Annotated in this window: 22 protein-coding genes; 12 read left to right on the top strand and 10 right to left on the bottom strand. The window is 63.4% G+C overall.

Annotated features, from left to right (window positions below; genetic code table 11):
- The gene (locus B0G57_RS23415) at positions 1 to 1005 is read right to left on the bottom strand and encodes a 3-oxoacyl-ACP synthase (protein ID WP_018442226.1); all 1005 of its coding nucleotides are present in this window, start codon (positions 1003 to 1005) and stop codon (positions 1 to 3) included.
- 189 nt (positions 1006 to 1194) lie between these two features.
- On the opposite strand from B0G57_RS23415, the gene B0G57_RS23410 reads away from it, so the two are divergent.
- A complete protein-coding gene (locus tag B0G57_RS23410; RefSeq protein ID WP_018442225.1) occupies positions 1195 to 1416 on the top strand; it encodes a dodecin family protein in 222 nt (73 codons plus the stop codon).
- Between the two features lie 100 nt (positions 1417 to 1516).
- Here the strand turns inward: B0G57_RS23410 and B0G57_RS23405 are convergent, their stop codons facing one another.
- The 8 genes from B0G57_RS23405 to B0G57_RS23370 all read right to left on the bottom strand — a co-directional run bounded on the left by B0G57_RS23405 (position 1517) and on the right by B0G57_RS23370 (position 12294).
- A complete protein-coding gene (locus tag B0G57_RS23405) occupies positions 1517 to 1714 on the bottom strand; it encodes a CsbD family protein (RefSeq protein WP_018442224.1) in 198 nt (65 codons plus the stop codon).
- 64 nt (positions 1715 to 1778) lie between these two features.
- Entirely contained in the window at positions 1779 to 3032 is a 1254-nt protein-coding gene (locus B0G57_RS23400; RefSeq protein ID WP_018442223.1) for an MFS transporter, read from the bottom strand.
- Positions 3029 to 4954: an IucA/IucC family protein gene (locus B0G57_RS23395; protein WP_020566369.1), complete on the bottom strand. Its 1926-nt coding sequence runs from the start codon at positions 4952 to 4954 to the stop codon at positions 3029 to 3031. Before B0G57_RS23395 ends, B0G57_RS23400 begins: the two co-directional genes overlap by 4 nt.
- 20 nt (positions 4955 to 4974) lie before the next feature.
- Positions 4975 to 6147, bottom strand: a complete 1173-nt coding sequence (locus B0G57_RS23390; RefSeq protein ID WP_018442221.1) for an NAD/NADP-dependent octopine/nopaline dehydrogenase family protein — start codon at positions 6145 to 6147, stop codon at positions 4975 to 4977.
- On the bottom strand, positions 6144 to 7184 hold the full coding sequence (locus tag B0G57_RS23385; protein WP_018442220.1) for a PLP-dependent cysteine synthase family protein: 1041 nt from the start codon (positions 7182 to 7184) through the stop codon (positions 6144 to 6146). Before B0G57_RS23385 ends, B0G57_RS23390 begins: the two co-directional genes overlap by 4 nt.
- A complete protein-coding gene (locus tag B0G57_RS23380) occupies positions 7181 to 8638 on the bottom strand; it encodes a Y4yA family PLP-dependent enzyme (RefSeq protein ID WP_018442219.1) in 1458 nt (485 codons plus the stop codon). Before B0G57_RS23380 ends, B0G57_RS23385 begins: the two co-directional genes overlap by 4 nt.
- Positions 8639 to 8652: 14 nt before the next feature.
- Positions 8653 to 10911 carry a TonB-dependent receptor gene (locus tag B0G57_RS23375; RefSeq protein WP_018442218.1) on the bottom strand — a complete coding sequence of 753 codons (2259 nt, stop codon included), beginning with the start codon at positions 10909 to 10911 and terminating at the stop codon, positions 8653 to 8655.
- A 363-nt stretch (positions 10912 to 11274) separates the two neighbouring features.
- Positions 11275 to 12294: a GlxA family transcriptional regulator gene (locus B0G57_RS23370; protein WP_018442217.1), complete on the bottom strand. Its 1020-nt coding sequence runs from the start codon at positions 12292 to 12294 to the stop codon at positions 11275 to 11277.
- A 367-nt stretch (positions 12295 to 12661) separates the two neighbouring features.
- Between B0G57_RS23370 and B0G57_RS23360 the strand changes: the two genes are divergently transcribed.
- From B0G57_RS23360 to B0G57_RS23310, 11 genes are all read left to right on the top strand, one after another.
- Positions 12662 to 13948: a serine hydroxymethyltransferase gene (locus B0G57_RS23360; protein ID WP_018442216.1), complete on the top strand. Its 1287-nt coding sequence runs from the start codon at positions 12662 to 12664 to the stop codon at positions 13946 to 13948.
- A 15-nt stretch (positions 13949 to 13963) separates the two neighbouring features.
- Positions 13964 to 14935, top strand: a complete 972-nt coding sequence (locus B0G57_RS23355) for a dipeptidase (protein ID WP_018442215.1) — start codon at positions 13964 to 13966, stop codon at positions 14933 to 14935.
- Positions 14936 to 14982: 47 nt separating this feature from the next.
- On the top strand, positions 14983 to 15510 hold the full coding sequence (locus tag B0G57_RS23350) for a DUF5943 domain-containing protein (RefSeq protein WP_026229959.1): 528 nt from the start codon (positions 14983 to 14985) through the stop codon (positions 15508 to 15510).
- A gap of 90 nt (positions 15511 to 15600) precedes the next feature.
- The gene (locus tag B0G57_RS23345; RefSeq protein WP_018442213.1) at positions 15601 to 17664 is read left to right on the top strand and encodes an NADH:flavin oxidoreductase; all 2064 of its coding nucleotides are present in this window, start codon (positions 15601 to 15603) and stop codon (positions 17662 to 17664) included.
- 2 nt (positions 17665 to 17666) lie between these two features.
- Positions 17667 to 19577 (top strand): (Fe-S)-binding protein, encoded by a 1911-nt coding sequence (locus B0G57_RS23340; RefSeq protein WP_018442212.1) that lies wholly within the window; start codon positions 17667 to 17669, stop codon positions 19575 to 19577.
- Positions 19578 to 19582: 5 nt separating this feature from the next.
- Complete coding sequence (locus B0G57_RS23335; protein ID WP_018442211.1) at positions 19583 to 20779, top strand: electron transfer flavoprotein subunit alpha/FixB family protein; 1197 nt, start codon at positions 19583 to 19585, stop codon at positions 20777 to 20779.
- Positions 20776 to 21561 carry a hypothetical protein gene (locus tag B0G57_RS23330; RefSeq protein ID WP_018442210.1) on the top strand — a complete coding sequence of 262 codons (786 nt, stop codon included), beginning with the start codon at positions 20776 to 20778 and terminating at the stop codon, positions 21559 to 21561. The genes B0G57_RS23335 and B0G57_RS23330 overlap by 4 nt, the downstream gene beginning before the upstream one ends.
- Before the next feature lie 71 nt (positions 21562 to 21632).
- The gene (locus B0G57_RS23325; protein WP_026229958.1) at positions 21633 to 22874 is read left to right on the top strand and encodes an aromatic ring-hydroxylating oxygenase subunit alpha; all 1242 of its coding nucleotides are present in this window, start codon (positions 21633 to 21635) and stop codon (positions 22872 to 22874) included.
- Between the two features lie 47 nt (positions 22875 to 22921).
- Positions 22922 to 24088 carry a hybrid-cluster NAD(P)-dependent oxidoreductase gene (locus tag B0G57_RS23320; RefSeq protein WP_026229957.1) on the top strand — a complete coding sequence of 389 codons (1167 nt, stop codon included), beginning with the start codon at positions 22922 to 22924 and terminating at the stop codon, positions 24086 to 24088.
- 158 nt (positions 24089 to 24246) lie between these two features.
- A complete protein-coding gene (locus B0G57_RS23315) occupies positions 24247 to 25101 on the top strand; it encodes a glycine betaine ABC transporter substrate-binding protein (RefSeq protein WP_399278531.1) in 855 nt (284 codons plus the stop codon).
- A gap of 159 nt (positions 25102 to 25260) precedes the next feature.
- A complete protein-coding gene (locus tag B0G57_RS23310) occupies positions 25261 to 26064 on the top strand; it encodes a COG4705 family protein (protein WP_018442206.1) in 804 nt (267 codons plus the stop codon).
- A gap of 6 nt (positions 26065 to 26070) precedes the next feature.
- Here the strand turns inward: B0G57_RS23310 and B0G57_RS23305 are convergent, their stop codons facing one another.
- A complete protein-coding gene (locus B0G57_RS23305) occupies positions 26071 to 26271 on the bottom strand; it encodes a hypothetical protein (protein ID WP_018442205.1) in 201 nt (66 codons plus the stop codon).
- Positions 26272 to 26714: the final 443 nt, after the last annotated feature.

Genomic DNA, 26714 nt, shown 5'->3' with positions numbered 1-26714 from the left:
TCAATACACCATGACCATGCCACCTAGCGTCACGCCGGCGCCTGAGCCCAGCAGCATGAACGTCGCTCCGCGCTGCAGCCGGTTGTCGGCGATTGCATGATGTAAGGCGGAGGGCAGCGAGGCCCCGACTTGATTGCCGAAATCGGCGAGGATATCGACGATTCGGGCTGCATCGATGCGCAACCGCTTGGCGAGATGATCGAGTGCGAGGCGGCTCGCCTGATGCGGCACGACGAGACGAACCTGATCCAGCTTGACCATTGCGCCCTCGAGCAGGTCCGCCATCAACCGCGGGAGTTCGCGAGAGACTATCCGAAACAGGCGCGGCCCGTCCATATGGAACAGCGTGAGAGGCATGAAGTCGACGTCCGAGCGTGCGGGATGGTAGCGCGAGCCGCCTGCTTTGATATGGCAATGGCTCGCGCTTTCGGCGTGCGTTTCGACGCGCGACGCGAGGATGCATGATGCCTCGTCGGGCCTGCTTTTGCGGACGATGGCGGCTGCGGCGCCGTCGCCGAAGATGGCGGATTCGCCGAGCGTCGACCAATCGAGCGAGAATGTCGCGATATCCGCCGATACGATCATCACGTTCCGATAGCGGCCGCAGTCGACGAGATAGCTGATCGTATCGAGCGCAACGAGAAATGAGAGGCAGCTGGCGCCGATATCGAATGCGGCGATATGCCGTGCGCGATTGCCGAGTTCGTTGACAATCATCGCGGCGTTATAAGGCAACGCTTGGTCCATTGTCGCCGATGCCGCAACGAGGCAATCGATGTCGCGCCATTCCAGACCGGCGCGAGCCAGTGCGTCATCGCAGGCTTTCGCCGCGAGCGAGGCGGCGCTTTCGTGTTTGGCGTACCGGCGCGCGCGCACGCCGTAGCGCTCAAAGACCGTGCCGATCGGCAACCCGAAACGCCGATCGATCGCTTCGCTCGTCAGCACATTCTCGGGAACAGCGACGCCCGTGCCGCAAATGCGAATGTGACGTCGTGAGTTTTTCAAATGGTCTCCTCTCCATCGATGCCATTTCCGATGCCGCGATCGCGTTGACTCCCATCGGAGATACGCCTGTCAGGCCGCCGGTCGCCTTGCGTCATTGCCGGTCATGAGCGGACATTCTAGCGTGTCCGCCGAATCTGGCACGCGGCCTGCTGATCTCAAAGATTGCACCTGTCATCCCGGAGAAAGATCATGTCCACCAGCACGGAACCGAGCGTCTATAAGGTCACCGAAATCATCGGCACGAGCCCGACGTCCTGGGAGGATGCGGCGAAAAACGCCGTCGAAACCGCGGCCAACTCGCTGCGCGACCTGAGAGTCGCCGAAGTTTGTAAGCTCGATATGAAGGTCGATAACGGCAAGGTGGTCGAATATCGCGCCAGAGTATCCCTGTCGTTCAAGTACGAGACCTGAGAGGTTCGTTCAAGCGGCGGCGTTCAGCTCGGCGACATTGCGTCGCCGAGCCCATGGCTCGATGCGCGCGCGCCGTCGCCAGCGGCGCGCGTGCCCCGGGTCATAAGGTGCTGTCGAAGTCGCGCAACTGTCGCTCGGCCTCGTCCCGGGCAATCCCGTAGCGCTCCTGGATTCTACCGACGAGATACTCGCGGTCGCCGTCGGCCACTGCGAGGTCGTCATCGGTCAGCTTCCCCCACTGCGCCTTCAGCTTGCCGGAAAGCTGTTTCCACTGGCCCTTGATCTTGTCTTCGTTCATCGTTTGCTCCCTGAGTCGAGATGAGGAAATCATCACACAGCAACTCCCGTGCCGCCGATTATCGCTAATCACCTCCGGAGGCGATGACCGACTGTGCCGCGATATGGTGTTCGCGCGTGACGAGGACCGCCACGGCGAGCGCTGCCGCATAGGCGACTGACACCAGAAAGTACGTGTATTGCAGGCCGACGGCTTGGCTCAGCCAACCGCCGAGCGCAATGCCCGTGATCGATGAAAACTGTGTGGTGCTCTGCGCGACGCCGATCAGATGCCCCTGGCCGCGGCTTCCGGCAGCATGCGAAATCAGCGACATCAAGACAGGTGTCGTTGCCGCGAGAAGCACTCCCCATAGGAAATAAATGGTGGCGAAGACGCGAACGTCCCGCGTTGTTCCGGCCGCGATCGTTACGATGGCGCATGCAGCGGCGATATAGACGATTTTCCGCAACGCATCGGGAAGCGTCTTCTTCTCGAAGTATCGCGCCCAAAGCGATGCCGATACGGCAAAACCGAGCGACATCAGCGCGTAGCAGAGCCCCGTGACCCAATTGCCGGCATGGAATACCGAATGAACATAGAGTGAAAACGGGGACTGCGTCATCGTGCGGCTGGCCAGCAACATGCCCATGATGGCGAGCAATCCGCCGATCGGTCCCGCTTGCCAGAGCCGCGGCGGGCGATGCGTGCGCGGCGGCGCGCTTTTCGTCTCGCTCGAGGACGAGGTCTGCGGCGCGCGTACGTCGGGAACGGCGAGCACGACAGCGAGCGCGCAGGCGGCGCACAGCAGAGCCGCGACGATATTGATCCAAAAGAAAGTTGCATGATCCAGGATCACACCACCGCAGATCGCGCCGACGATCGAACCGACGTTCGTCGACACTTGCAGATAGGCGAAGAGCCGCGCGCGGCGCGAGGGATCGACTACCGTAACGCCATAGGCTTGCGCGGGTGCCGTGTAGCCGGCGCATGCGCCCTGAATTACACGCAAGGCGAGAATGGCCCACACGTTGTCCGCATAGGCGAGCGCCGCCTGCGTCAGCGCAAGCGCAAGCAGCGCGCGGCACATCATGAGCTTATGGCCGGTTCGATCGCCGATGCGGCCCCAGCGCGCGCCCATCAGCATCATCCCGAGCATCGGGCCGACGTACACCGCGACCGCTGCGAACCCGAACTCGAAGCTCGAGGTGGCGAGAGCTTTCAAGCGGACCGGCCAGAAAGGGCCGCTCATCTCCATGGCGCTGATGGAAACGAGCTGCACGGCGAACAGCAGGTGGACGAGCCTTGATGCCTGCGCCTGCAAGACGGTATCGCGTGTCATCGATCGGCTCTCGCGTTTTCGCGGTTTGCCGACACAAGAGGATTCGATAACTTGTGCTCGATCCGATAGTCCGAATACTTGAGCAGATGCATTCTGAGCACGGATCGGCTCGGCCACGGCTGATCAAGGAAAGCGGTACGTTCGGTTTGCCAAAGCGTGCTGTCGACATCCGAGGCGAAGAGATCGAACGTGCGCGCCGTCTCCTCTCGGAGAATATCCCATAGTCGGGGCGATGCAAGACCGTACTCCTGCGTCAGCAGCAGTGCGAGCTCGTGAAGATGGCAGACAAAGCACGCATGGAGCACACATGAGCGCACGGGTTCGATGTCGTCGTCGAAGACGGTCGGCAAAATGCCCGGATGAACGTACGGCTTCAATTCGTACCCGCGTGCATTGAGCAGCGGCGCGAAGGTCCGCCCGTCGCCGAAATCGCGCATTGCAAGCCGCCGGGGCGCGCCATCGCGGGCAAACAAGACGGACGCGTTTTGCTGATGCGCTTCGAGCGCGATGCCGTAGCGGAGGTAGATGCCGATGACGGGATAGGTGACGGTTCTCACGTATGCACGGAAGTATTCCTCGACCTGGTTCGCCGTGGCGCACTGGCCGTCGCGCTCGATCAGTTCGGACACGAGTGGACGGCGGCTTGCCGGCGAGCGCGTCGACAGTGCGGCGACGGTAACCGGTAGGAGATCGTCGGACCGCTCGAACGCTCCCCCGCTTGCGCGATAGGCGACCGAAAGGTAGCGTCCCGGTCCGTCCTCCTGCTTGACCGCATGTTTATAGTGGAATGCCACCTCCTCGGGAAAGATTTCCAGCGCTCCGGCAAGGCGATCGTCGGCGGCGAGGATGCGCTCGATCACGCTGCTGATGCGCGGGCCCATATGAATCGACTTGGCCTGCAGGCTGCGTTGCTCGCTCGTGAGCCACAGTGCGATGGGCAGCTTGATGAACGGCACCGGGCCCGGCAGCCGCGGCATCATCGTGCGAAAAGACATCGTTGGCAGCGTATCGATGTCCGGCCCATCGACGATGAGAAGGCCTCCCTCTATCTCGGCCGCATATTGTTTGCAAACGAAATGCTCGAGATGCCAACTGTGGATCGGCAACGGAAGCCACTCGCGCTCGTGCAGCTCACGTTCGTTCAGCCTCGCTTTCCATTGCGCCCAGACTTGCGGGAACTGACTTGCGAACCAGTCGTGATAACTGCCGACGTGCGGCATGCGTTCGATATAGGCCATGTCCGCGCGCAATGCCGCGATACGCACGCGCACGCAGGCGTTGAATTCGGGTGAGAGGGCCGCTACCTGGTGCGCGTCGAGATCCGGTTTGCTTTTCCACGTCGGATAGTAGGGGTGCCCTTCGAGCGAGCCCCATCGATCGAGCAGCACCGCGGCATCGCGCACGGAATAGTGGCTGCGCAAATAGTCGATCAGTCCGGTCGCGCCCGCTGCCTCCATCTTCGCGCGGAGATCGGCCTCCCACGTCACGCGATGTATTCGCGCGAGCACATCGTTTTCGATGCTGTTCTCGACGTCGTGCGCGAGTCTTTCGACGCCGTCGTCAGAAGCGGGAAAATCGAACGCCGGCCGCAGTAAGTCGATCAACTGGTCGGGGCTTTCGACGGCAGTGCGTGCGCCGTTCGCACCGATGAGCACGATGTCGCCTCGGTTGACGAACGTATCGCCCGGCGCCGCCCATACGTCCGAGAAGTCGAGGACGGCGTGGCGATGCCAGAGCGGCAGATAGGCACTCGTTCCCTCGGGAGCAAAGACAAGCGCAGCGCTATCGACGATTCGCTCGGCGAAGATGCATCGCACGATGCGCCGCAGCGCGTTGCGGCGCGACGCGAAGCGAACGGCCTGGTGCCTTTCTAGCGCGGGCGACGCACTGTCATTGCGCTCGTTCGAGGGTAGGTATTCCATGTGTTCCATAGGAGTCCTGATCAAGATGGCCAGGTTCGAGGGAAATATTCGAGCGCGGAGCCGCGCGATTCCCCCATGTAGGAGATGTTCCAGCGATAAACCTCGTCGATGTGCGGCAACCGGACGTTCAGGCGCCTTCCCATTTCAACGAGCAGCGCGAGGCCGTATGCCACGTCTTCCTGAAAAGCGCGGCTTTCACGGTCGATGAGATAACCGGTGCCGCCGGGTGAGGGGACGAGCGGGGCCAAGATTCCGTCGTAGGCGCGATTCGTTCTCAGGACCGACAGCATGGTTCCCCTATCGCGGATCTGATCGCCGTAAGCCTCGACGATTTCCTGCCTGAGCGGCTTCACCGAGTACAGATCAATGCCGAACTCGCGCTCGAGCGCCGTTCGCAATCGCTGATTGTCTTCGTCGCAGCGCTCGATGAAGTAGGCGCCGAGCTCCGGACAATCATTCCACCAGCGGATCGGTTGCAAGAACGGCCGCCCGTGCCATTGGCCGTAAGGCCCGATGAGCCCGTAGATGACGGAGCCGTGCATGATCGGGTTGCCCGGCGTCAGCGTGATCTCCAGATAGTCGTTGAGCAATTCGACGCGTGCGTCGTAAAGCCGCTCTAAATGCGCGAGCAGATTTCGTCTCGTTGCCGCGCTTTCCCGCACATGCGTCGCGACATGCAGGGTCGCCTTCGCGCCGCCCATCCGAACGGATACGCCGGGGTCGAGATCGGACGCGATATGCGCGACGTCCTTCATGCCCCAGATGACGACATTCGGCAGCGTGCCGAGCAATCGTTCCGCGAGCCAGTCGTAACCGCAAAATCCTGGGATCGCGCCCACGAAAACTGGCTTCCCGGTGGGCAGCCATTGAGCAATTCGGTGGAGCAGCGGGGCGCGCACCTGCGCCGGCACCGTGACGATGACGACGTCGGCGTTGTGAAGCGCTTTGGCCGCATCGCAGGTGACCCGGTCGAGTCGCACGGTTTGCTTCGTGCCGTCGGGCATGATCGCGCTCATGTTCTGCCCAGCGCCGAGGTAGCGATCGACGACCTCCTGGCGGCCGGTCAGCAATGAGACGCGGACGCCGGGGCGCGCTTTGAAGAGCACCGCGGCGAGATGACCCGTACGCCCCCCGCCGCACACGGTGACGTTGAGCGGCGCGGAGCCGCCGCTTTCAGCATCGAGCTCGTTCATGCGAGATGCAGCCGTGGCGTCTCGCGCGGCTTGTCGATCGAGCGGTCGTCGCCGAGCCATTCGTCGAGCTGTTGCCAGACGAGCGGGTCGAGCAGGTTGCGCTCGCGCAACCAGTCTTCGCTGAAGACGGTGTGCAGGTACTTTTCGCCGCCGTCCGCTACGGCGACGAGCACGTTCCCGCCGATGGTGCCGCTATCGATGAACTCGAGCGCCTTGTAAATGACGCCACCGGTCGAGCCGCCCACCAGCAGCCCTGTCTTGCGCGCGACGTAGCGGGCCGTTTCGAAGGCCTGTGCGTCCGAAACCTGCACGCCCAGGTCGATGCAGCTGTAGTCGAGCACGAGACCTACCGTATCGCCAGCCGGCGTTCCGGTGCCTGACTGATAGTAGGCGTGCCCGGGCTGGCCGAACACGATCGAGCCGTCCGGCTCGACGGCGATCGTTTTCGTCTCCGCGTTGTGAACTTTCAATCCGTGCGCGATGCCGGTCATCGAGCCGCCCGTGCCGACGCAGCCCACATAGGCGTCGATGTGCCCCGCTTGCCCGATGGCTTCGCGCACGAAATCCGCATAACCGCCCGCATTGGCGGCGTTGTCCGACTGGTTCATGAAGACCGCGCCGGGGATTTCGCTGGCCAGCTCGGCTGCCATTCTCTGACGCTCGACGACGGCGACTTCGTCCTCGCGATACTCGCCTTCGACATAACGGATTTCGGCGCCGAGCGCGAGCATGACGGCGATCTTGTCGGGGGCCGCATGATGATCGACGACAGCGATGAAGCGCATCCCGAACTCGACGGCGGCAATCGCAAGCCCGATGCCGGTATTGCCCGACGAGGACTCGACGATGACGCCGCCGGGCTTGAGCCTGCCCGATTTCAGCGCGGCGAGAACCATGTTGCGCGCCATGCGGTCCTTGATGCTTCCGCCCGGATTGTTCTTTTCGACCTTCAGCAGCAGCCTGGCCTGCCTTCCCGGAACGGAGAGACTGAGAATCGGCGTATTGCCGATCAGATCGGTGACTTTGTTCAAGATCATGCCGATACCTCCAGCGAAACGTCAGGTGAGATTGCCATGCGGCCAGCGGCGTCGAAGCTTGCGACGACGCGGCACGGCATGGGGTGGCGATGAAACTCGTTTTCGAGCAGGTCCATCTGGTAGCCAGCCGTGTTGGCATAAACGAGCAGGTCTCCGGCTTTGGGCCGCTTCGGAAAATGGACGTAGCGATTCGTGATCACGTCTTCGTCGAGGCAACTGTGCCCGGCGATGTAGGCGGGCACGGTTGCGCGCGACGTGCCGCGGTGCCGCGCGCTATCGTCGGCTTCGTAGGCTTCATCTGTGGCGATGAGGATCGGGTCGACGAGAAACTCCGAGCCAAACCAGGTTTCACAGGCGCTGAAGCTGCTGCCTTCCGCGAAGACGACCAGCGTGCCGTTCGCAAGCGACTTGACGCGCGTGATGCGGAACACGGAAAGCGCGGCCTGATCGACCAGGCTGCGTCCGGGCTCGAGCGCGAGGGTCAGATTTTCGCGGTTCAGATATCGAGCCACGGACAAGCCCGGGGCACACGACGATGTGAGCAGGCGGTCGAGCCATTCGGTCGCGCCCAAGTTGCCGCCGTAGGGATAGAACGAGGACGGAACGCGCGAATGTCGATAGTCGGCTTCACGCTGATTCAACAAAAACGCGTTGTAGAGCGCGCTATCGACATATCGAACCGGCATCCCGCCGCCGATGTCGATCAATCGCGGCGAGAGGCCAAGCGCACGCGCCGCGTCGATAAGCGGCGCCAATTCGGTGATTGCCTCGACGCGCGATTCGTATCGATAGCCGGATAGATGAAAATGGAACCCCTCGAACTGAAGCATCTCGGGTACAGCGGCAACGCGGCACAGGCAGACGAGCAGGTCGGCCGCCGTCATCCCGAAGCGGCTCGCACGATAAGCATGAGGCTGATAGCGCAGCAGGATTCGCGTGGGACGTTCCGCGGCGATTTCACATGCGAGCGAGAGCAGATCGTCGAACTCCTCGCGTGAATCGATCGCGATGAGCGCACCCGCGCCGATCAGTGCCGCATGAAACACGCGTGTCTTCGCGGGGCCGGTCGCGCAGAGCCGGCTACCGTCAGCGCCACAGCGGAGCGCATCTCTGAGCTCGTAGAGGCTCGACACATCCACGCCGATCCCCGATTCCACGGCGGCGCGCACCAACGCATTCGATTTGTTGACCTTGGCGCCATAGAACATCTCGAACGGCAGCGCGTGCTCACGGAGCACGGCGCGCAACGCATCGACGTTCTCGACGAGCACGTTCGGCAAGACGATGTTGAGCGGCGAGCCGAACTGTGCGACGAGCGATCGGATCCGCTCGGGCCATTCGTCGACGAGTCGCGCCACGTAGCGATGAACGAGCGGCGCAAGCGTCTTGCCTTCGATGACGAGACTGCGCGACGAGATGCCCGGAAGCGGCGGTGAAAAGCGGGCGGGATGCATGATCGCCGATGTCGTCAAAAGTCCACGGAAGCGGACATGAAGACCGTTCTCGGCGCGCCGAGCGAAACCGTGCCGAACGATGCAACGCCCGCCCAGTATCGGCGATCGAACGCGTTGAGGACGCCGGCGCGCCATGTGGTCGATTTGCCATAAATCTTCGTCTTGTAGCGCGCGCCGAAGTCGAACGTCGTCCAAGCGGGGACGGACTGCGTATTCGCTTGATCGACGTACTCGCGGCCCGTGAGGTTGACGGCGCTCGTCAGCGTCAGGCCGCTGATCCAGGGGGTGTCCCATTCGGCGCTCGCGTTGGCCATCCAACCCGGAACGCCGACGGGGCGGTTTCCTAGCGTCGCCTGACTGTTCGTTTTGGTGAGCGTTGCATCGATCCAGGTCACGCCGCCGAGAAGCCGCACGCCGTTGACTGGCTCGCCGGAGACGTTCAGCTCGATGCCCTGATTGCGCTGTTCGCTATCCACGGCGAACGTCGTGCCGAACAGCTGCCCGCTCGGCTTCGTGATCCTGAACGCCGCGAGCGTTGCTAGAACGCCGCCGAACTCCGCCTTGACACCGACTTCCTGCTGTTGCGTCTTGTACGGTGCGAAGACCTGTCCGGCATTCGACGCTGTGACCGGTGCGATGTCGCCCTTGCTCAGGCCTTCGATGTAATTCGCGTAGAGCGAGACGTTCCGCCAAGGTTTTACGACGATGCCGGCGAGCGGCGTGACGGCACTGTCGTTATACGATGAAGAGCGGGCGCCCGTCGTCGCGTTGAAGTTGTCCGATTGCACATGCTGCTGCCTGACGCCGAGCGTCAATTGGACGCGTTCGTCGAATGCGCTCAATGTGTCCGCGAGCGCAAGGCCCGTCAAGGTGGACGCCGATATTTTCGGCACGCGCGTTGGCGCGGCCACGTTCGGCTCCGCGCTCGCAACCGGCGAATAGATGTTCGAAAGAATGGCGCGGCCCGTGTTGTTCGCGCTCGCGACGCGGTCCTGATAGGCGCTGGCTTGGAACACGACGGCATGCTTGACGGGCCCCGTATCGAAGCGGGCGCGCAAACCCGTATCGGCGGTCGAGCGGTTGACCTGGAACTTGGCGTTGAACGGAGTCGACGACGTGTTGCCGAGTGCATCGAGGATCGTCGGCGTCTGATCCGAGAAACGCGCGACATCGGTTTTCGCGCCGCCTGCGTCGGCGAACACCGTCAAGGCATCGTTGACGTCGTATTCGGCATGCAGCAGCGTCGACATTTCGTTGGCTTTCCACCAACCCCACGGCTGACTGACGTTGCGACGGCCATCGGGCGCGTCCGGCACGGGGAGGCCCGGCGCGACGAGGAACGGCCGCGTGGGCGCATCGACCCACTGGTATTGCTCGATCAGATCGAGCGATGCACGCAAGCGTTCGCCTTGATAATCGAGCGACAAGTGGCCGACTTCCGCTCGCGACTTTTGATTGTCGAGGGCCGTCTCGCCTTGTCGATGCAAGCCGTTGAAACGAATGCCGAACTGTCGCTCGCTGCCGAACCGGCGGCTCAGGTCGACTGATTCACCTACTTGGGAGTCCGAAGCATAGTCGAGCGTGACGCGAGTCAAGTCCTTGTTGAGCGGCCGCTTGGGCACGACGTTGACCACGCCCCCGACGCCGCTATTCGGCGACATCCCGTATAAGAGCGCCCCCGGGCCTTTGAGTATTTCGACGCGCTCGAGGTATTCGGTGAAGAGGTGGTAGTTGGGGGAAACGCCATAGACGCCGTCGAAGGCGATCTCGCTGATGTTGCCTTCGTTGATTGGGAAACCGCGGATGTAGAACGAATCGGTCACGCCGCCGATCTGCCCGGTGAAGCGGCTCGATGGATCTTTGCCGACGACTTCCGCAAGCGTGGTGGCGTTCTCGTCTTGCATCGTTTGCGACGTATAGTTCGTCACGCTGAACGGCGTATCGGTGATGCTCTTATTGCCCAGGAGTCCTAAGCGTCCGCCTTGCGCGAGCTGGCCGCCGGGCAAGGCGGGCGGCAATTCCGTCGATGCCTGGGCTCGAACGACAACCGCCGGCAATGCATGCTCGGTCTGCGTCTTCTTCGTTGCGCTCGCCTCCTCGGTGGCTTCAGCAGCGGTTTGCGCATAGCTTTGCGCGAAGCCGGCGGCGAGAGCCCCGGCGAACAGAAGGCGAACGGCCGTCGAGAGCCGCGATGGAGCCGGCGAAGGCGAGGCCGCCGACGAAGATGCTGGCCGACCTATGGCGCCGGCCCTGGCGCTGCGATGCCACTGCATGACGATGGATTTCCTCTTCTTGATGATCGGTGCGGGTGTTTTCGGGTCTGCACGTTTTTCGGTGAAGACGGGTGAACAGTAATCGAAATGGGAATCATTCGCAATAGCGTTCGTAAGAAGTTTAGCGGGCGTTGGCTTGATTCGGAGGAGCGGACGGGTTCGCGGAGGCGGCGCGCTTGGGCGCACGCGGCGGTGCGAAATGCGCTATGCCGATCGCCGATTCGCGACCGGGAAGCGGAAGCTACGGCCAGGAAGGATGGATGGGCGGGTGAGCGTGCCGTTCAACGGGCCGCCCTTGTGGTAAGGCTTACGATCCGGCCAAGACGGCCAGGCCGTATGTGTTGCGAGAGACGCGCGATGGCCTCAGGCGTGGAATGCGAGGCCCTTGTCGATCGTCACGCCGCCGGTCGCGAGCGGCGCGACTTGCTTGCGGCGCTCGCGCGTCGGCGCGGTTCCAAACGCGTCGCGATAGCTCTTGCTGAAATGACAGGCCGACTGAAACCCGCAAGCCATCGTGATATGCATGATCGACATGTCGGTTTGCAGCAGCAGCTCGCGTGCGCGCCGCAACCGTAGCGTCAGGTAGTAGTGGGTCGGCGTCATTCCGAGATGCTCGCGGAAAAGCCGTTGCAGTTGCCGCTGCGACATATTCGCCAGTCTGGCGAGCTCCTCGCGCGAGAGCGGCTCTTCGATGTTGCTCTCCATCAGCGAGATCACTTCGAAGAGCGACTTGTTCGCCGAGCCGAGCCGAGCCACGAGCGGCATGCGCTGCTGCGCCTTCGGATCGCGCACGTGCTCGACGATGAACTGCTCCGCGATTTGCGTCACGCGCGCCGTCCCCACACGCGGCGCGATCAGATGCAGCATCATGTCGAGCGGCGCGACGCCTCCCGTGCAAGTCACGCGATCGCGATCGATGACGAAAAGCTCCTTCAAGAACCGCGTTCCAGGGAACTCTTCTTTCAGCGCGGACATGTTCTCCCAGTGGATCGCGCAAGCGTAGCCGTCGAGCAGCCCGGCCCGCGCAAGCGCATACGTGCCGGTGCAGAGGCTGCCCAGCACGACGCCCGAGCGCGCGAAGCGGCGCAGTTCGGAAAGATGCGCCGGCGTCGTCGAATGCTGCACGTCGATGCCGCCGCAGACGAACACGACGTCGGGAACTTGCTCGAGCGAGCTGACCGGGACCGTCTCGACCGAAAGCCCGTTGCTGGCGGTGACCGGCCCACCGTCGGGGCTGACGACCGACCAGCGATAAAGCGTCTCTCCGCTCAGATAGTTGGCCATCCTGAGCACTTCGATCGCGTTCGAGAACGCGATCATCGTGAAGTTCGGCAGAGCCATAAACGCGAACTTCGCGAGCGACGCGGTACGGTCGGTTGACATGGGGCGTTCCTTCGATCCTCGGTGTTGCCGCCGATGTGGGGATTCGGCTCTTGCATTGTCCGATTCGTGGCAACAAGCATGCCATACGGCTTAACCCTAACCGGCATAAGGGCCGGAGCGGCATGCCGCACCGCCATCGTGCGTGAGGCGCTTCCGCTGGGCGCATAAGCGGCGCCGCCGTGGTGCGTGGCGGCGACTTGTCCAAAACGGACGTATGTGTCGTAAAAGGCAAAGAACGCGTCTGAATTCATCAATCCCCGCCAAAGGCGAACGACAAGAATAGAGCCGTCGTCAACGAAAGCCGGCGGCGCCACAAGTCAAGCCAAGCCTGGCGCGGCGCTGCGCAGGACCCCACTACGGAAACGTCATGTCGAATACACAGTCGTTTTTCACGCAGACTCTCGCCGAGCGCGACGCGCGCGTCCGCGGCGCCATCCTGAAGGAACTGGAGCGCCAGCAATCGCAGGTCGAGCTGATTGCCTCGGAGAATATCGTTTCTCACGCGGTGCTCGAAGCGCAAGGCTCCGTACTGACCAACAAATACGCCGAAGGCTATCCGGGCAAACGCTACTACGGCGGCTGCGAGTTCGTCGACGAAGTCGAAGCGCTCGCGATCGAGCGCGTCAAGAAGCTCTTCAACGCCGGCTATGCGAATGTGCAGCCTCATTCCGGCGCGCAGGCGAACGGCTCCGTCATGCTCGCGCTCGCGAAGCCCGGCGATACGATTCTCGGCATGTCGCTCGACGCGGGCGGCCACCTCACGCACGGCGCGAAGCCCGCGTTGTCGGGCAAATGGTTCAACGCTGTCCAGTACGGCGTCGATCGCGAGACGATGCGCATCGACTACGACAGAATCGAGGAGCTCGCCCGCGAGCACAAGCCGAGCCTCATCATCGCCGGCTTCTCGGCCTACCCGCGCGTACTCGACTTCGCGCGCTTTCGCGCCATCGCGGATAGCGTCGGTGCGAAGCTGATGGTCGACATGGCTCACATCGCGGGCGTGATCGCCGCCGGCCGTCATCCGAATCCGATCGAGCATGCCCACGTCGTGACATCGACCACGCACAAGACGCTGCGCGGCCCTCGCGGCGGGTTCGTGCTGACGAACGACGAAGACGTCGCCAAGAAGATCAACTCGGCTGTGTTCCCCGGCCTGCAAGGCGGCCCGCTGATGCACGTGATCGCCGGCAAGGCCGTCGCGTTCGGCGAGGCGCTCGAACCCAGCTTCAAGCAGTACATCGACAGCGTGCTCGCAAACGCACAGGCGCTCGGTGCCGTCTTGCGTGAGGGCGGCGTCGATCTCGTCACGGGCGGCACCGACAATCACCTCTTGCTCGTCGATCTGCGTCCCAAGGGACTGAAAGGCACGCAAGTCGAAGTCGCGCTCGAGCGGGCGGGCATCACTTGCAACAAAAACGGCATTCCGTTCGACACGGAAAAGCCGACCGTGACATCGGGCGTTCGCCTCGGCACGCCGGCCGGTACTTCGCGCGGATTCGGCGTGGCGGAATTCAGCCAGATCGGCCGCCTGATTCTCGAGGTACTCGATGCGCTCACGCATCACCCGGACGGCCATGCCGAAACGGAGCAGCGCGTGCGCCGCGAGATATTCGCGCTTTGCGAACGCTTCCCGATCTATCCCTCACGCGTCTAAGCACCGGAGCAAGCGATGTCCACTCTGCACGAGAACAGCATCATCATCGACGGCCTCAACATCTCGAAGTTCGATCAATCCGTCTTCGAGGACATGCGCAAAGGCGGCATCACGGCCGCGAACTGCACCGTGTCCGTCTGGGAGAGCTTCGCGAAGACGGTCGACAACATTGCGCAGATGAAGCAACAGATCCGCGCGCACAGCGAAATCCTGACGCTCGTGCGCACGACGGACGATATCGCGGGAGCCAAGCGAGAGAACAAGACGGGCATCATCCTCGGTTTTCAGAATGCCCATGCATTTGAGGACAACCTCGGTTACATCGAGGCGTTCGCGGATATGGGCGTTCGCGTCGTACAGCTTTGCTACAACACGCAGAACCTCGTCGGCACCGGCTGCTACGAGCGTGACGGCGGGCTTTCGGATTTCGGGCGTGAAGTCATCACCGAGATGAACCGCGTCGGGATCATGGTCGATCTGTCGCACGTCGGTGGCAATACGTCGTCCGAGGCCATCGCATTCTCGAAGAAGCCCGTCTGCTATTCGCACTGCCTGCCATCCGGGCTCAAGGAGCATCCGCGCAACAAGAGCGACGCTCAGCTGAAGGAGATCGCGGATGCGGGCGGTTTCGTCGGCGTGACGATGTTCGCCCCGTTCTTGAAGCGCGGCATCGACGCGACGATCGACGATTACATCGAGGCGATCGATTACGTCGTCAACGTCGTCGGCGAGGACGCAGTCGGTATCGGCACCGACTTCACGCAGGGCTATAGCGTCGATTTCTTCGACTGGCTCACGCACGACAAGGGCCGCTATCGGCGTCTCACGAACTTCGGCAAGGTCGTCAACCCGGAAGGCATTCGCACGATCGGGGAGTTCCCGAACCTGACCGCCGCGATGGAGCGCGCGGGCTGGAGCGAGGGGCGCATCCGCAAGATCATGGGCGAGAACTGGGTACGCGTCTTCCGCGAAGTGTGGGGCGCCTGACGCCGCATCGCACGTTTCCCGATTCGTTTCTTCAACAGGGCCATTTCATGCAACCGCAACTGCCGATCGACGTCGATCCCGAGACGGGCGTCTGGACTACCGACGCGCTGCCGATGCTTTACGTGCCGCGCCATTTCTTCACGAACAACCACGTTGCCGTCGAGGAGGCGCTGGGCCGCGAAACCTATGCGGAGATCCTCTATCGCGCGGGCTACAAATCGGCCTATCACTGGTGCGACAAGGAAGCGAAGCAGCATGGCCTCTCGGGCATGGCAGTCTTCGAGCATTACCTGAAGCGCCTGTCGCAACGCGGATGGGGGCTCTTCAAGATCATCGAAGCCGATCCGTCGCGCGCCCATGCGCGTATCGAGTTGCGGCACTCTTCGTTCGTGCTCGCGCAACCCGACAAGCGCGGCAAGCTTTGCTACATGTTCGCCGGTTGGTTCGCGGGCGCCATGGACTGGGTCAACGATACGAGCGCCGGCGCGCGCGGACCGCGTTCACAATCGAAGGAAACGCAATGCGCGGCCGAGGGCCACGATCATTGCGTGTTCGAGGTCTCGCCGCTCGCCTGAGCCGAGCGTGGGAATAGCTGTAAAGCCAGCTGCAAAGCGCGTAGAGCGCCACGACACGGCGCCTGGAAATTGCATTAGAGGTCGATCGAGATGCGCTACCCCAATCTGTTCAAGCCGCTGACGTTAAACACGCTCACGCTGCGCAACCGTATCGTCAGCACGGCGCACGCGGAGGTCTATGCGGAGCCGGGCGGGCTGCCCGGCGATCGCTATATCCGCTACTACGAGGAAAAGGCGAAGGGCGGCGTAGGCCTCGCGGTATGCGGCGGCTCGAGCCCCGTCTCGATCGATAGCCCGCAGGGCTGGTGGAAATCGGTCAATCTCTCGACCGACAAGATCATCGATCCGCTATCGCGCCTCGCCGAAGCCATGCATCGTCACGGCGCGAAGATCATGATCCAGGCGACGCACATGGGCCGCCGCTCCGCATTTCATGGCGAGCATTGGCCCCATCTGATGTCGCCGTCGGGCGTGCGGGAGCCCGTGCACCGCGGCAACGCGAAGATCATCGAGGTCGAGGAGATCCGCCGCATCATCGGCGACTTCGCCGCGGCGGCCAAGCGCGTGCAGCAAGCCGGCATGGACGGTATCGAGATCTCGGCCGCGCACCAGCACCTGATCGACCAGTTCTGGAGCCCGCGCACGAATTTCCGCACGGACGAGTGGGGCGGCAGTTTGCAAAACCGGCTGCGGTTCGGCGTCGAGGTGCTGCAGGCGGTGCGCGAGGCCGTCGGCAAGGACTTCGTCGTGGGCTTGCGCATGTGCGGCGACGAGTTCCATGAAGATGGTCTCGATCACGATCAGTTGAAGGAAATCGCGCAAGCGATGTCCGAAACGGGACTCATCGATTACCTCGGCGTCATCGGTTCCGGAGCCGACACGCACAACACGCTCGCGAACTGCATGCCCCCGATGGCACTGCCGCCCGAGCCATTCGTGCATCTGGCGGCGGGCATCAAGTCCGTCGTCAAGCTTCCGGTGATGCATGCGCAGAGCATTCGCGATGCAGGGCAGGCCGAGCGGCTGCTCGCAAGCGGCATGATCGACCTCGTCGGCATGACGCGCGCGCAGATCGCCGATCCGCACATGGTCATCAAGATCCGGGACGGTCGCGAAGACGAGATCAAGCAGTGCGTCGGGGCCAACTACTGCATCGATCGCCAGTACAACGGGCTCGACGTGCTCTGCGTGCAAAACGCCGCGACTTCGCGCGAGGCGACGATGCCTCACGTGATCGAGAAATCGCGCGGGCCGAAACGTAAAGTCGTCGTCGTCGGCGCGGGCCCCGCGGGCCTCGAAGCGGCGCGCGTCGCGCGTTCGCGTGGGCACGACGTCGTCCTCTTCGAAAAGAGCACGGAAGTCGGGGGGCAGATCATGCTCGCCTCGAAGGCACCGCAGCGCGAGCAAATGGCGGGCATCGTGCGCTGGTTCGATATGGAAACGAAACGCCTTGGCGTCGATCGGCGTCTCGGCGTGGAAGCCGACGACAAGACGATCATGGCCGAGAAGCCGGACATCATCGTGCTCGCCACCGGCGGCCGTGCATTCTCCGATCAGGTGCCCGCATGGGGTGTCGCCGACGGGCTCGCGGTCAGCTCATGGGACGTGCTGTCGGGCCGCGTCGAACTCAAGCAGAACGTGCTCGTCTACGACGGCGTCAGTACCCACGCGGGCGCGGGCGTAGCCGACTTTATCGCGAGCCGCGGCTCCAAGGTCGAGATCGTGACGCCCGACGTGAAGGTGGCGGACGACTGCGGCGGTACGACCTTCCCGATCTTCTACCGGCGCCTCTATGCGCAAGGCGTGATCCATACACCGAACTACTGGCTCGACCGCGTGTACGAGGAAGACGGCAAGAAGATCGCGGTGCTGCGCAACGAGTATACGGAAGAACTGGAGGAGCGCGCCGTCGATCAGGTCGTGATCGAGAACGGCTCGACGCCGAACGACGCGCTCTACTGGAAGCTCAAGGTGGAATCGTTGAATCGCGGCCAGGTCGATGTTCACAAGCTGTTCGCGGCCGAACCGCAGCCGTGCCTTGCCGAAACGCTTGGCAACGGCCGCTTCCTGCTCTTCCGCGTCGGCGATTGCATCTCGATGCACAACATCCACGGCGCGATCTACGACTCGCTTCGTCTTTGTAAGGACTTCTAATCATGAGCCCGGCGTTCATGATCACGGGGCTGCTCTGGCTGTCGATGGCAGGCCTCGCTTACGCACTCGCGCGCCGCGCGTCGTACTGGCGTCTCGGACGCGCCACGCCGGCCGGCATGTACGGCTGGACCGACTTGTTGAGGATCCCGAAGCGATATTTCGTCGACCTTCACCATGTCGTCGCGCGTGATCCGTATATCGCCCGCACGCACGTGGCGACGGCCGGTGGCGCAATCGCCGCGCTGGCGCTCGTCTTCGTCAACTATGGGCTGGCGATCTATTCGCCGTGGCTCGATCGGCTGATCGCCGTCGCCGCGCTGGCGATGCTCGTCGGCGTCGTGTTCGTCTGGCGCCGCCGGCGCGATGCGAGCGCGATTCCCGCGAGGCTCTCGCGTGGCCCGTGGAATACGCTTCCCTGGTTGCTCGGCTCGTTCGCCATCGGCCTGGCGCTGCTGACGTTGTTGCCGGCAGCGGCGACGTCGGGCGCGCTCGCCGTCGTCATCGCTCTGCTGATCGCGACGGGCGCATTTGCCATGACGTTCGGTGCGGCGCGGGGCGGCCCGATGAAGCACGCGTTGGCGGGCCTGATGCATCTCGCCTTCCATCCGCGGCGTGAGCGTTTCGGCGCGGGCGATGCCGAGGCGTTCCCGCCGACGGCACTGAAGACGCCCGATCTGCAGGCGCACGAATACGGTGTCGCGACGCCGGCTACCTTCCGCTGGAATCAGTTGCTGAGCTTCGACGCCTGCGTGCAATGCGGCAAGTGCGAGGCGGCTTGCCCCGCGTTCGCCGCGGGCCAACCGCTGAACCCCAAGAAGTTGATCCAGGACCTCGTGACCGGGATGGTCGGCGGTACCGATGCCCAGTACGCCGGCAGCCCGAGCCCCGGCATTCCGCTCGGCAAGCACGGCGGCAAGCCGGACTTGCCGATCGTCTCGGCGTTGATCGAAGCCGATACGCTCTGGTCGTGCACGACTTGCCGCGCTTGCGTGCAGGAGTGCCCGATGCTGATCGAGCACGTGGATGCGATCGTCGATATGCGCCGCAACCGCACGCTGACGGAGGGCGACTTGCCTGGCAAAGCGCCCGAAGTGCTCGCGAACCTGCGCGAGACGGGCAGCGCGGGTGGCTACGACATTGCGGCGCGCTATGACTGGGCGGTCGACCTGAACGCGCGTGTCGCCGCGCCTGGGCAGACGGTAGACATCCTGCTGGTTGCCGGCGAAGGCGCGTTCGATATGCGCTATCAGCGCACGCTCCGAGCACTCGTCAAGATTCTCAACGAGGCCGGCGTCGACTATGCGGTGCTCGGCGGGCGCGAGACCGATACAGGCGACGTGGCGCGGCGTCTCGGCGACGAAGCGACGTTCCAGCGCATGGCGAAGCGTCTGATCTCGACGCTCGACACGCTGAGCTTCAAGCGGATCGTGACGGCCGATCCCCACGTGATGCACAGCTTGCGCAACGAATATCGCGCGCTCGGCAGGCAATACACCGTGCAGCACCATACTTCACTCATCGCTGAACTCGTCGAGAAAGGCAAGCTTTCGGCGAAGGCATCCGCCGCGCTGTCGGATAAGCGCATCACCTATCACGATCCTTGCTACCTGGGCCGCTACAACGGCGAAACGGAAGCGCCGCGGCGCGCGTTGAAGTCGATCGGCATCAAGGTCGTCGAAATGGAGCGCCACGGCATGCGCGGGCGCTGCTGCGGCGGCGGTGGCGGTGCGCCGTTGACCGACATCCCGGGCAAAGCGCGGATTCCCGATATCCGCATGGCCGATGCGCGGGCGATCGGTGCCGAAGTCGTCGCGGTCGGCTGCCCGAACTGTACCGCGATGCTCGAAGGCGTCGTCGGGCCGAGGCCCGAAGTACTCGATGTCGCCGAGCTCGTGGCGGCCGCACTGGAGTAAGCGCGATGAATACGATCAAGCGAATCGACCCGCGCAGGCCCTTCACGGTCACCCGCTCGGGACTCAAGCGGATCACGCTCGGCGAGCAATTCGTCGCGGGGGCACCGGTCGACGGCGTGCTGCCGCTGCCAATCCATGGGCAGGCGAACGCGAAGCCGCGCCGTGCCATCGTCAATCCGGAGCGCGTCTTGCTGGTCGCGGCCCATAGCGATCGCGGCGCGCTCGATGAACCGGCACGGCAGGCCATCGCCGCGGCGGCGATCGTCGCCGACGCGCGCACCGAAGTCGTCCTCGTGGTTTTCGGCGAGCTGAGCGACGACGCCGCGGAGCTCGGCGCGGACAAGCTCATCGAGTTCCGCGCGCTCGGACGCCCGGCGTTCGCGCCCGATCGTGAGCTCGAGGCACTTGATCGTTGCGTTGACCAATGGAAGCCGGCGCATATCCTCATGCCCGACAACGCGACCGGCGATGGCGATCTCGGCCGGCGGTACGCGGCGCTCAAGCGCGCGAGCATCGCAACCCACGTTGTCGAGATCGACGCCGAGCATGTCGGCACCTACGTCGACGCGGGCAGGAAATACGCGACGCGGGCATGGCCCGATGTCATCCTTCTCGCGCCTGATGCTGTATCGGCCAAGCTGCCGTTCACGGGCGCGGGCGAATCGATCGATGTGTCGGACGCGAAGGAAGCCGGTGCTGCCGACGGGCGGATCGATTCGAGGCCGTATAGAGATCTCGGCACGAGTCAGCTCGATGCCGCCGACGTCGCGCTCGAGGAAGCGGATTTCATCGTCTCGGCCGGCAACGGCGTCACCGATATCGCCGCGTTCGAGGGCTTGGCGCGCACGCTCGGCGCGGCGATCGGCGCGAGCCGCGTCGCCGTCGACAACGGGCATTTCACGCGCGACAAGCAAGTTGGCGCGACCGGCAAGACCGTCAATGCGAGTGTCTATATCGCCTTGGGCATTTCGGGCGCGGTTCAGCACCTGCAAGGGATCAAGGATTGCCGCCATGTCATAGCGGTCAACCTCGACGCGAGCGCGCCGATCGCGAAGCGCGCGAACTTGACGATCGTCGGCGATGCGCGAGAGACGATCGCGGCGCTGACCGAAGCGGTGTCCTCCGCCCGTGCGGCGGGCGTGTCCGGGGGCGAACCGCCCGCACACGGTAGCAAGAAACTGACGGAAGGAGTCGCGGCATGAGCGCAACCGAAAGGCTCCGACGAATCGCGGTACTGGTTTCGGTCGGGAAACACCGCGTCAGCGCAGCGTCGTGCTACAGCCGAAACGACGCGCTCGCGCTCGAAATCGGACGGCGGCTCGCGCGCGCGCACGACGCCGCACTCGACGTGTTGCACGCGGGCGACGCGGCGGACCCGGCGCTTCAGGACTATCTGGCGCTCGGCGCCGAGCGCATCGAAGTGCTCGAGTGCCGCGAGGGCGACGATGCGTCGGAAGCGCTGGCAAGACGCCTGCGTGGAACATCGCTCGTTCTCACCGGCACGCGCGCGGAGGGCGCCTACGATTCGGGGATGCTCCCCTATCGCCTCGCGGCGGAACTCGGCTACGCGTTGATCGATTCGGCTCTCGACATCACGGTCGAAAGCCAGCGCGCCACCATCACGCAGTTCATGCCGAAGGGAGTGCGCCGCCGTGTCCAGGCCGCGTTGCCCGCGGTCGTCGCCGTCCACCCGCAGGCGAGCGCACAGCCTCGCTACGCCTATGCGCGAATACCCGACGGCGCCATCGTCCCCGAGGCCAAGCCGGCGCGCCGCGATATCGAGGCCGCCGAATGGCGCGTCGCGCCCGCGCAACGCAAGCCGATCAAACTCGTGGCGGCGGAGAAGCGCTCGGGTCACGCCCGGATGCTGATGGCCACGACAACCGAGAGCCGCGGCGGAAACGTCGTAATTGAAGGAACTTCGGTCGAAAAAGCGCAAGTCATCCTCGACTATTTGCGCGAGCATCGACTCGTGGACTACTGATGCCGCGGCCCCAGGGCCGGCACGTCGAGCACTCGAATTTGAACCAGGGACGTTACGAGGTCGGAGCAGAAATGAACGTATCCGCAGACATTCGCCAACTTGTCGAGCGGCGCAAAGAGGGCTACAGCCTCGAGGCGCCCTTCTATTCGAGCGAGGAGATCTTCGCGCTCGACATCGATGCGATCTTCCGCAAGCACTGGATCCAGGTGGCCGTCGAGCCGGACATTCCCGAGCCCGGCGACTACGTGACGATCGAAGTGGCGGGCGAATCCGTGCTCATCGTGCGTGATGACGACATGGCGATTCGCGCGTTCCACAACGTCTGCCGCCATCGCGGGGCGCGCCTTTGCAACGAGGAGAAGGGCACCGTCGGCAACATCGTGTGCCCTTACCACAGCTGGACCTACAACCTGACCGGCGCGTTGATGTTCGCCGAGCACATGGGCGAGAAGTTCGATCGCTGCAAGCACAGCCTCAAGCCCGTGCACCTGCAGAACCTCGCCGGACTCATCTTCATCTGCCTCGCGGACGAGCCGCCGGCCGACTTCGACGTGATGCGTGCCGCGATGGAGCCGTATCTGCTTCCGCACGATTTGCCCAATTGCAAAGTGGCGGCGCAGGTCGACATCGTCGAGGAGGGCAACTGGAAGCTCACGATGGAGAACAATCGCGAGTGCTACCACTGCGTCGCGAACCACCCCGAGCTGACGATCTCGCTGTACGAGTATGGCTTCGGCTACCAGCCGTCCCCGTCGAACGCGGAGGGGATGGCCGCCTTCGAGCGCGCCTGCGTCGAACGCGCCGCGGAATGGGAAGCGATGAGCCTTCCGTCCGTCGAGGTCGAACGCCTTTCGGATGTGACCGGTTTTCGGACGCAGCGCCTGCCGCTCGATCGCGGCGGCGAATCGCAGACGCTCGATGCAAAGGTTGCCTCGAAAAAGCTGCTCGGCGAGTTCAAGCGGGCGGACCTCGGCGGACTCTCGTTCTGGACGCAGCCGAACTCGTGGAATCACTTCATGAGCGATCACATCGTGGCGTTCTCGGTGATTCCGTTGTCGGCCGGCAAAACGCTCGTCCGCACGAAGTGGCTCGTGCACAAGGATGCCGTGGAGGGCGTCGACTACGACGTGGAGAACCTGACCGCCGTCTGGAACGCGACGAACGATCAGGACCGTACGCTCGTCGAATTCTCGCAGCGCGGCATCGGCAGCAGCGCTTATGAGCCGGGGCCCTATTCGCCCTTTACCGAAGGGCTCGTCGAAAAGTTCTGCGATTGGTACATCAGGCGGCTCGGCGCTCATATCGGCGTATGACGGCCATCGGTAACGGCAACGGTAACGTCAATCAAGAGGTAACTTCGATGATGCGAGACGCGCAAACCCTGGAGCCCGGAGAGAGCCGGCTCACGCGGCCCGCGTTCTGGAGCCGGCTTGGCGAGCGCTGGACGAGCGACGCCGAGGAGACGCTCGTCTGCTGCCAGGTCCGGCAGGAGACGCACGATGTGAAGAGCTTTTTCTTCATGTCGCGGGAAGGGCGCTCGTTCGCGTTCGAGCCAGGACAGTTCGTTACGCTCGAGCTCGACATCGAGGGCGAGACGATCAACCGGTGCTATACGATCTCGTCGGCGCCGACGCGCCCGCACACGATTTCGATCACGGTCAAGCGCGTGCCAGGCGGCAAGGTATCGAACTGGCTGCACGACAATCTGCGCCCGGGCGATACTGTCCGGATGCTCGGGCCCGCGGGCGAGTTCACCTGCGCGCGGCGCCCCGCCGGCAAGTATCTGTTCCTCTCCGCGGGCTCCGGGATTACACCGCTGATGTCGATGAGCCGAGCGTTTCACGAGCTCGGCGAGGACCGCGATATCGTGTTCGTCCACAGCGCGAGAACGCCGGACGACATCATCTTCGCGCGCGAGCTCGACCTGATCGCTGCCAACCAACAACGGTTTCGCACGTCGTTCGTCTGTGAACGGATAGGACAACGAACGAACTGGCATGGCGTGACCGGGTTCCTGAACCTGGCGCTGCTGAAGCTCGTTGCGCCCGACTTCATGGAGCGCGAGGTGTTCACGTGCGGACCCGCGCCTTACATGAAGGCCGTGCGCGAGATGCTGGCCGAAGCGGGTTTCGACAACGCGCATTATCACGAAGAGAGTTTCACGTTCGGCGCACCGCCGGAGCCCGTTGCGGACGATGCCATGTCGCCACCGCAGTCGTCGCCGGCGCAACCGGAGGAGACGAACACGGGGGCGACGTCAGCCGAGCGCTATGCCGTCTCGTTCGCGAAGAGCCGGCGCGACATCGAGTGCGCGGCCGACCAGCACGTGCTCGACGCGGCGCGCCAAGCCGGTCTACGCCTGCCGGCCTCGTGCACGCAGGGCATGTGCGGCACGTGCAAGGTGAAGCTCGTGTCGGGGCAGGTCGACATGAAGCACAACGGCGGCATCCGTCAACGTGAGATCGACCAAGGCATGGTCCTGCTGTGCTGCAGCAAGCCGCTCAGCGACCTTGTAATCGAGAAATAGCAACGCAAAGCCCGCCCGGTCAGACAGCTTTCCTTTGCGCGCATCGATCGCACAAGTCGTTTACAGGCAAGCGCGTGTCGCAAAGCGAACTCTTTCAAAATTATTGGCCGCTCAATGTAGACACTCCAGTATCGTTAGGAGACCTGATCATGAAACTGATGCAGAAATTGATGCTCACCCTTGCCGCCGGCGCGGCGCTCGTGAGCGCACTACCCGTTGCGGCCGATACGAAACCGACGATCAAGATCGGCTACGTCGAAGGCTGGGACGACAGCGTGGCGACGTCGAACGTGGCCGGCCAGATCATCGAGAAGCGCCTGGGCTATCCGGTCAAGCTCGTGCCCGTGGCGGCGGGCGTGATGTGGGGCGGCGTCGCGCGCGGCGACCTCGATGCGACGCTTTCGGCGTGGTTGCCTGCCACGCATGGCGCGTACATGGCCCAATACAAGGACAAAGTCGTCGATCTTGGCGCGAACTTCACGAATGCCAAGATCGGTCTCGTCGTGCCCGCCAACGTCAAGGCGACGACGATTGCGGACCTCGAGTCGGAAAAGGATGAGTTCGGTGGCCGTATCGTCGGCATCGATGCGGGCGCGGGCGTCATGATGAAGACTGCCGATGCGATCAAGGCCTACAAGCTCGACTACCAGCTCATGCCGAGTTCGGGTAGCGCGATGACGGCCGAGCTCGCGCGCGACATGCACGCGAACAAGCCCATCGTCGTCACCGGCTGGGCGCCGCACTGGATGCTCGCGAAGTGGAAACTCAAATTCCTCGACGATCCCAAGAAGATCTTCGGCGAATCGGAGCACGTCGACAACGTGATCAATCCCGAGCTCGAGAAGAAGGCCCCCGCGGTCGTGGCATTCCTCAAGAAGTTCCAATGGCAGCCTGGGCAGATCGAGAGCGTGATGCTGGAGACGGAAAACGGCGCGAAGCCGGACGCGGCCGCGAGCAAGTGGATCGCGGCGCATGGCGACGAGGTGAATGGCTGGCTTGCCGACGCGAAGTAACGCTGCGGTGGATCGCGGCCGGTCGGACGGCCCATGGGAGGTGCGCGCCGAATTGGGGCGCACCTCCCTTTTTGCATCTGAGGAGATAAGGAAGCCTTAATGTCGTTTCGGCAAAATAGCCGGTGTCAACGTCTACCTGCATTTCAAAGGAGAACACCAATGGCCGAACAGACATCGATAGTTGCTCAAGAGGCAGAGGAGTGGGCTAGTAAGGTCCCCCAGGCGACGGCCGTATTCTGGCTCGTCAAGATCCTGGCCACGACGGTCGGCGAGACCGGCGGCGATGCGTTGTCGATGACGCTGAAGCTTGGCTATGCCACCGCGACGCTCGTTTTTCTTGCGTTTTTCGTCGTCACGCTTGGCTTGCAGATTCGCGCCAAGCAATACCATCCGGCTATCTACTGGGCGGTCGTCATCGCCACGACGACGGTCGGTACCACGACGTCGGATTTCTTCGATCGGACAGCGGGTTTTGGCTATGTCCTGTCTTCGGCGATCCTGCTCGTGGCGGTGCTCGTGATCCTCGCGGTCTGGCGCCTGACGGCTGGGCGCATCGAATATCAGCATATTCTGCGCCCTCGCGATGAAGTGTTCTATTGGGTCACGATTCTCGTATCGAACACGCTGGGTACCGCGCTGGGCGACTTCACCGCGACGAGCCTCGGGCTTGGTTTCGAGCGTGGCGCGCTCGTGTTCGGGGGACTGCTCCTGATCGTCGCGCTGACATGGAGGCTGTCGAAGCGTATCCCGACCGCCGTGCTGTTTTGGGCGGCGTACGTGCTGACGCGGCCACTCGGCGCAACGTTGGGCGATACGCTCACGAAGCCGCATGCCGAAGGCGGGCTCTCGCTCGATCGCATTTCCGCATCGCTGGCCATTCTGGCCGCGATGGCCGTTGTCGTCGCGATCCAGCATTTCACGCGCGACGACACGAAGCGCGTCGCTTCGGCATCGTCCGAGTGATCGTCGCTAAGGCGATTCGAGCTGCGCTCGCTCGATCTCTTGCGGATGCAGACAGCGATAAGCGTCGAAGAGTTGGGCGCAAAGCGTTGCGAGCGCCTCCAGATTCACGGCCTGCTCGGCGTGCTCGATCTCCTTCGCGTTGAGCACGTCGTCGAGGATTGGAGCAAGGCGGCGCAGTTGCCGGAAGGTGGCGGAATCAAGTTTCATAATCGGGGTTCCGTCGCCGGACTGCGGAGCAGTCCTGGTTCTAGTCGGTCGCAAGGCATAACAGGCGCTCGAGCACATAACACTGCGCACCCGATGCAAGCGTTGCGACAAGTCGCTTCATCTGTCGGTGCATGCGGAGCCAGCATAGCGTGGTCCGGTCGAGAAACGCCCTACGTATTGTTATAGGTTGTTAGCGCAAAGGGCTGGCGTTACGAGCCGTTACATCATCCACATTACCGTTTCACCTGCCGGACGTATCGCGGCCTAGCATTGACTCCGTCACTCGAAGACAGCTGCAATCGAAAAGACGACGGGCAACAGGGAGAGATACGAACGAGATGCAGCGAAACGCAGTCGGGTGTCGCGATTACGCGCACGGGCGGTTCGCCATCGCGGTGCGGAGCGGCGAGCACGCCACCGTGCTTTGATCGTAAGGCTCGCCG

It is taken from the genome of Trinickia symbiotica, assembly GCF_002934455.1.
GTDB classification, from domain to species: domain Bacteria; phylum Pseudomonadota; class Gammaproteobacteria; order Burkholderiales; family Burkholderiaceae; genus Trinickia; species Trinickia symbiotica.
This window is presented reverse-complemented; position numbering and strand designations above follow the sequence as displayed.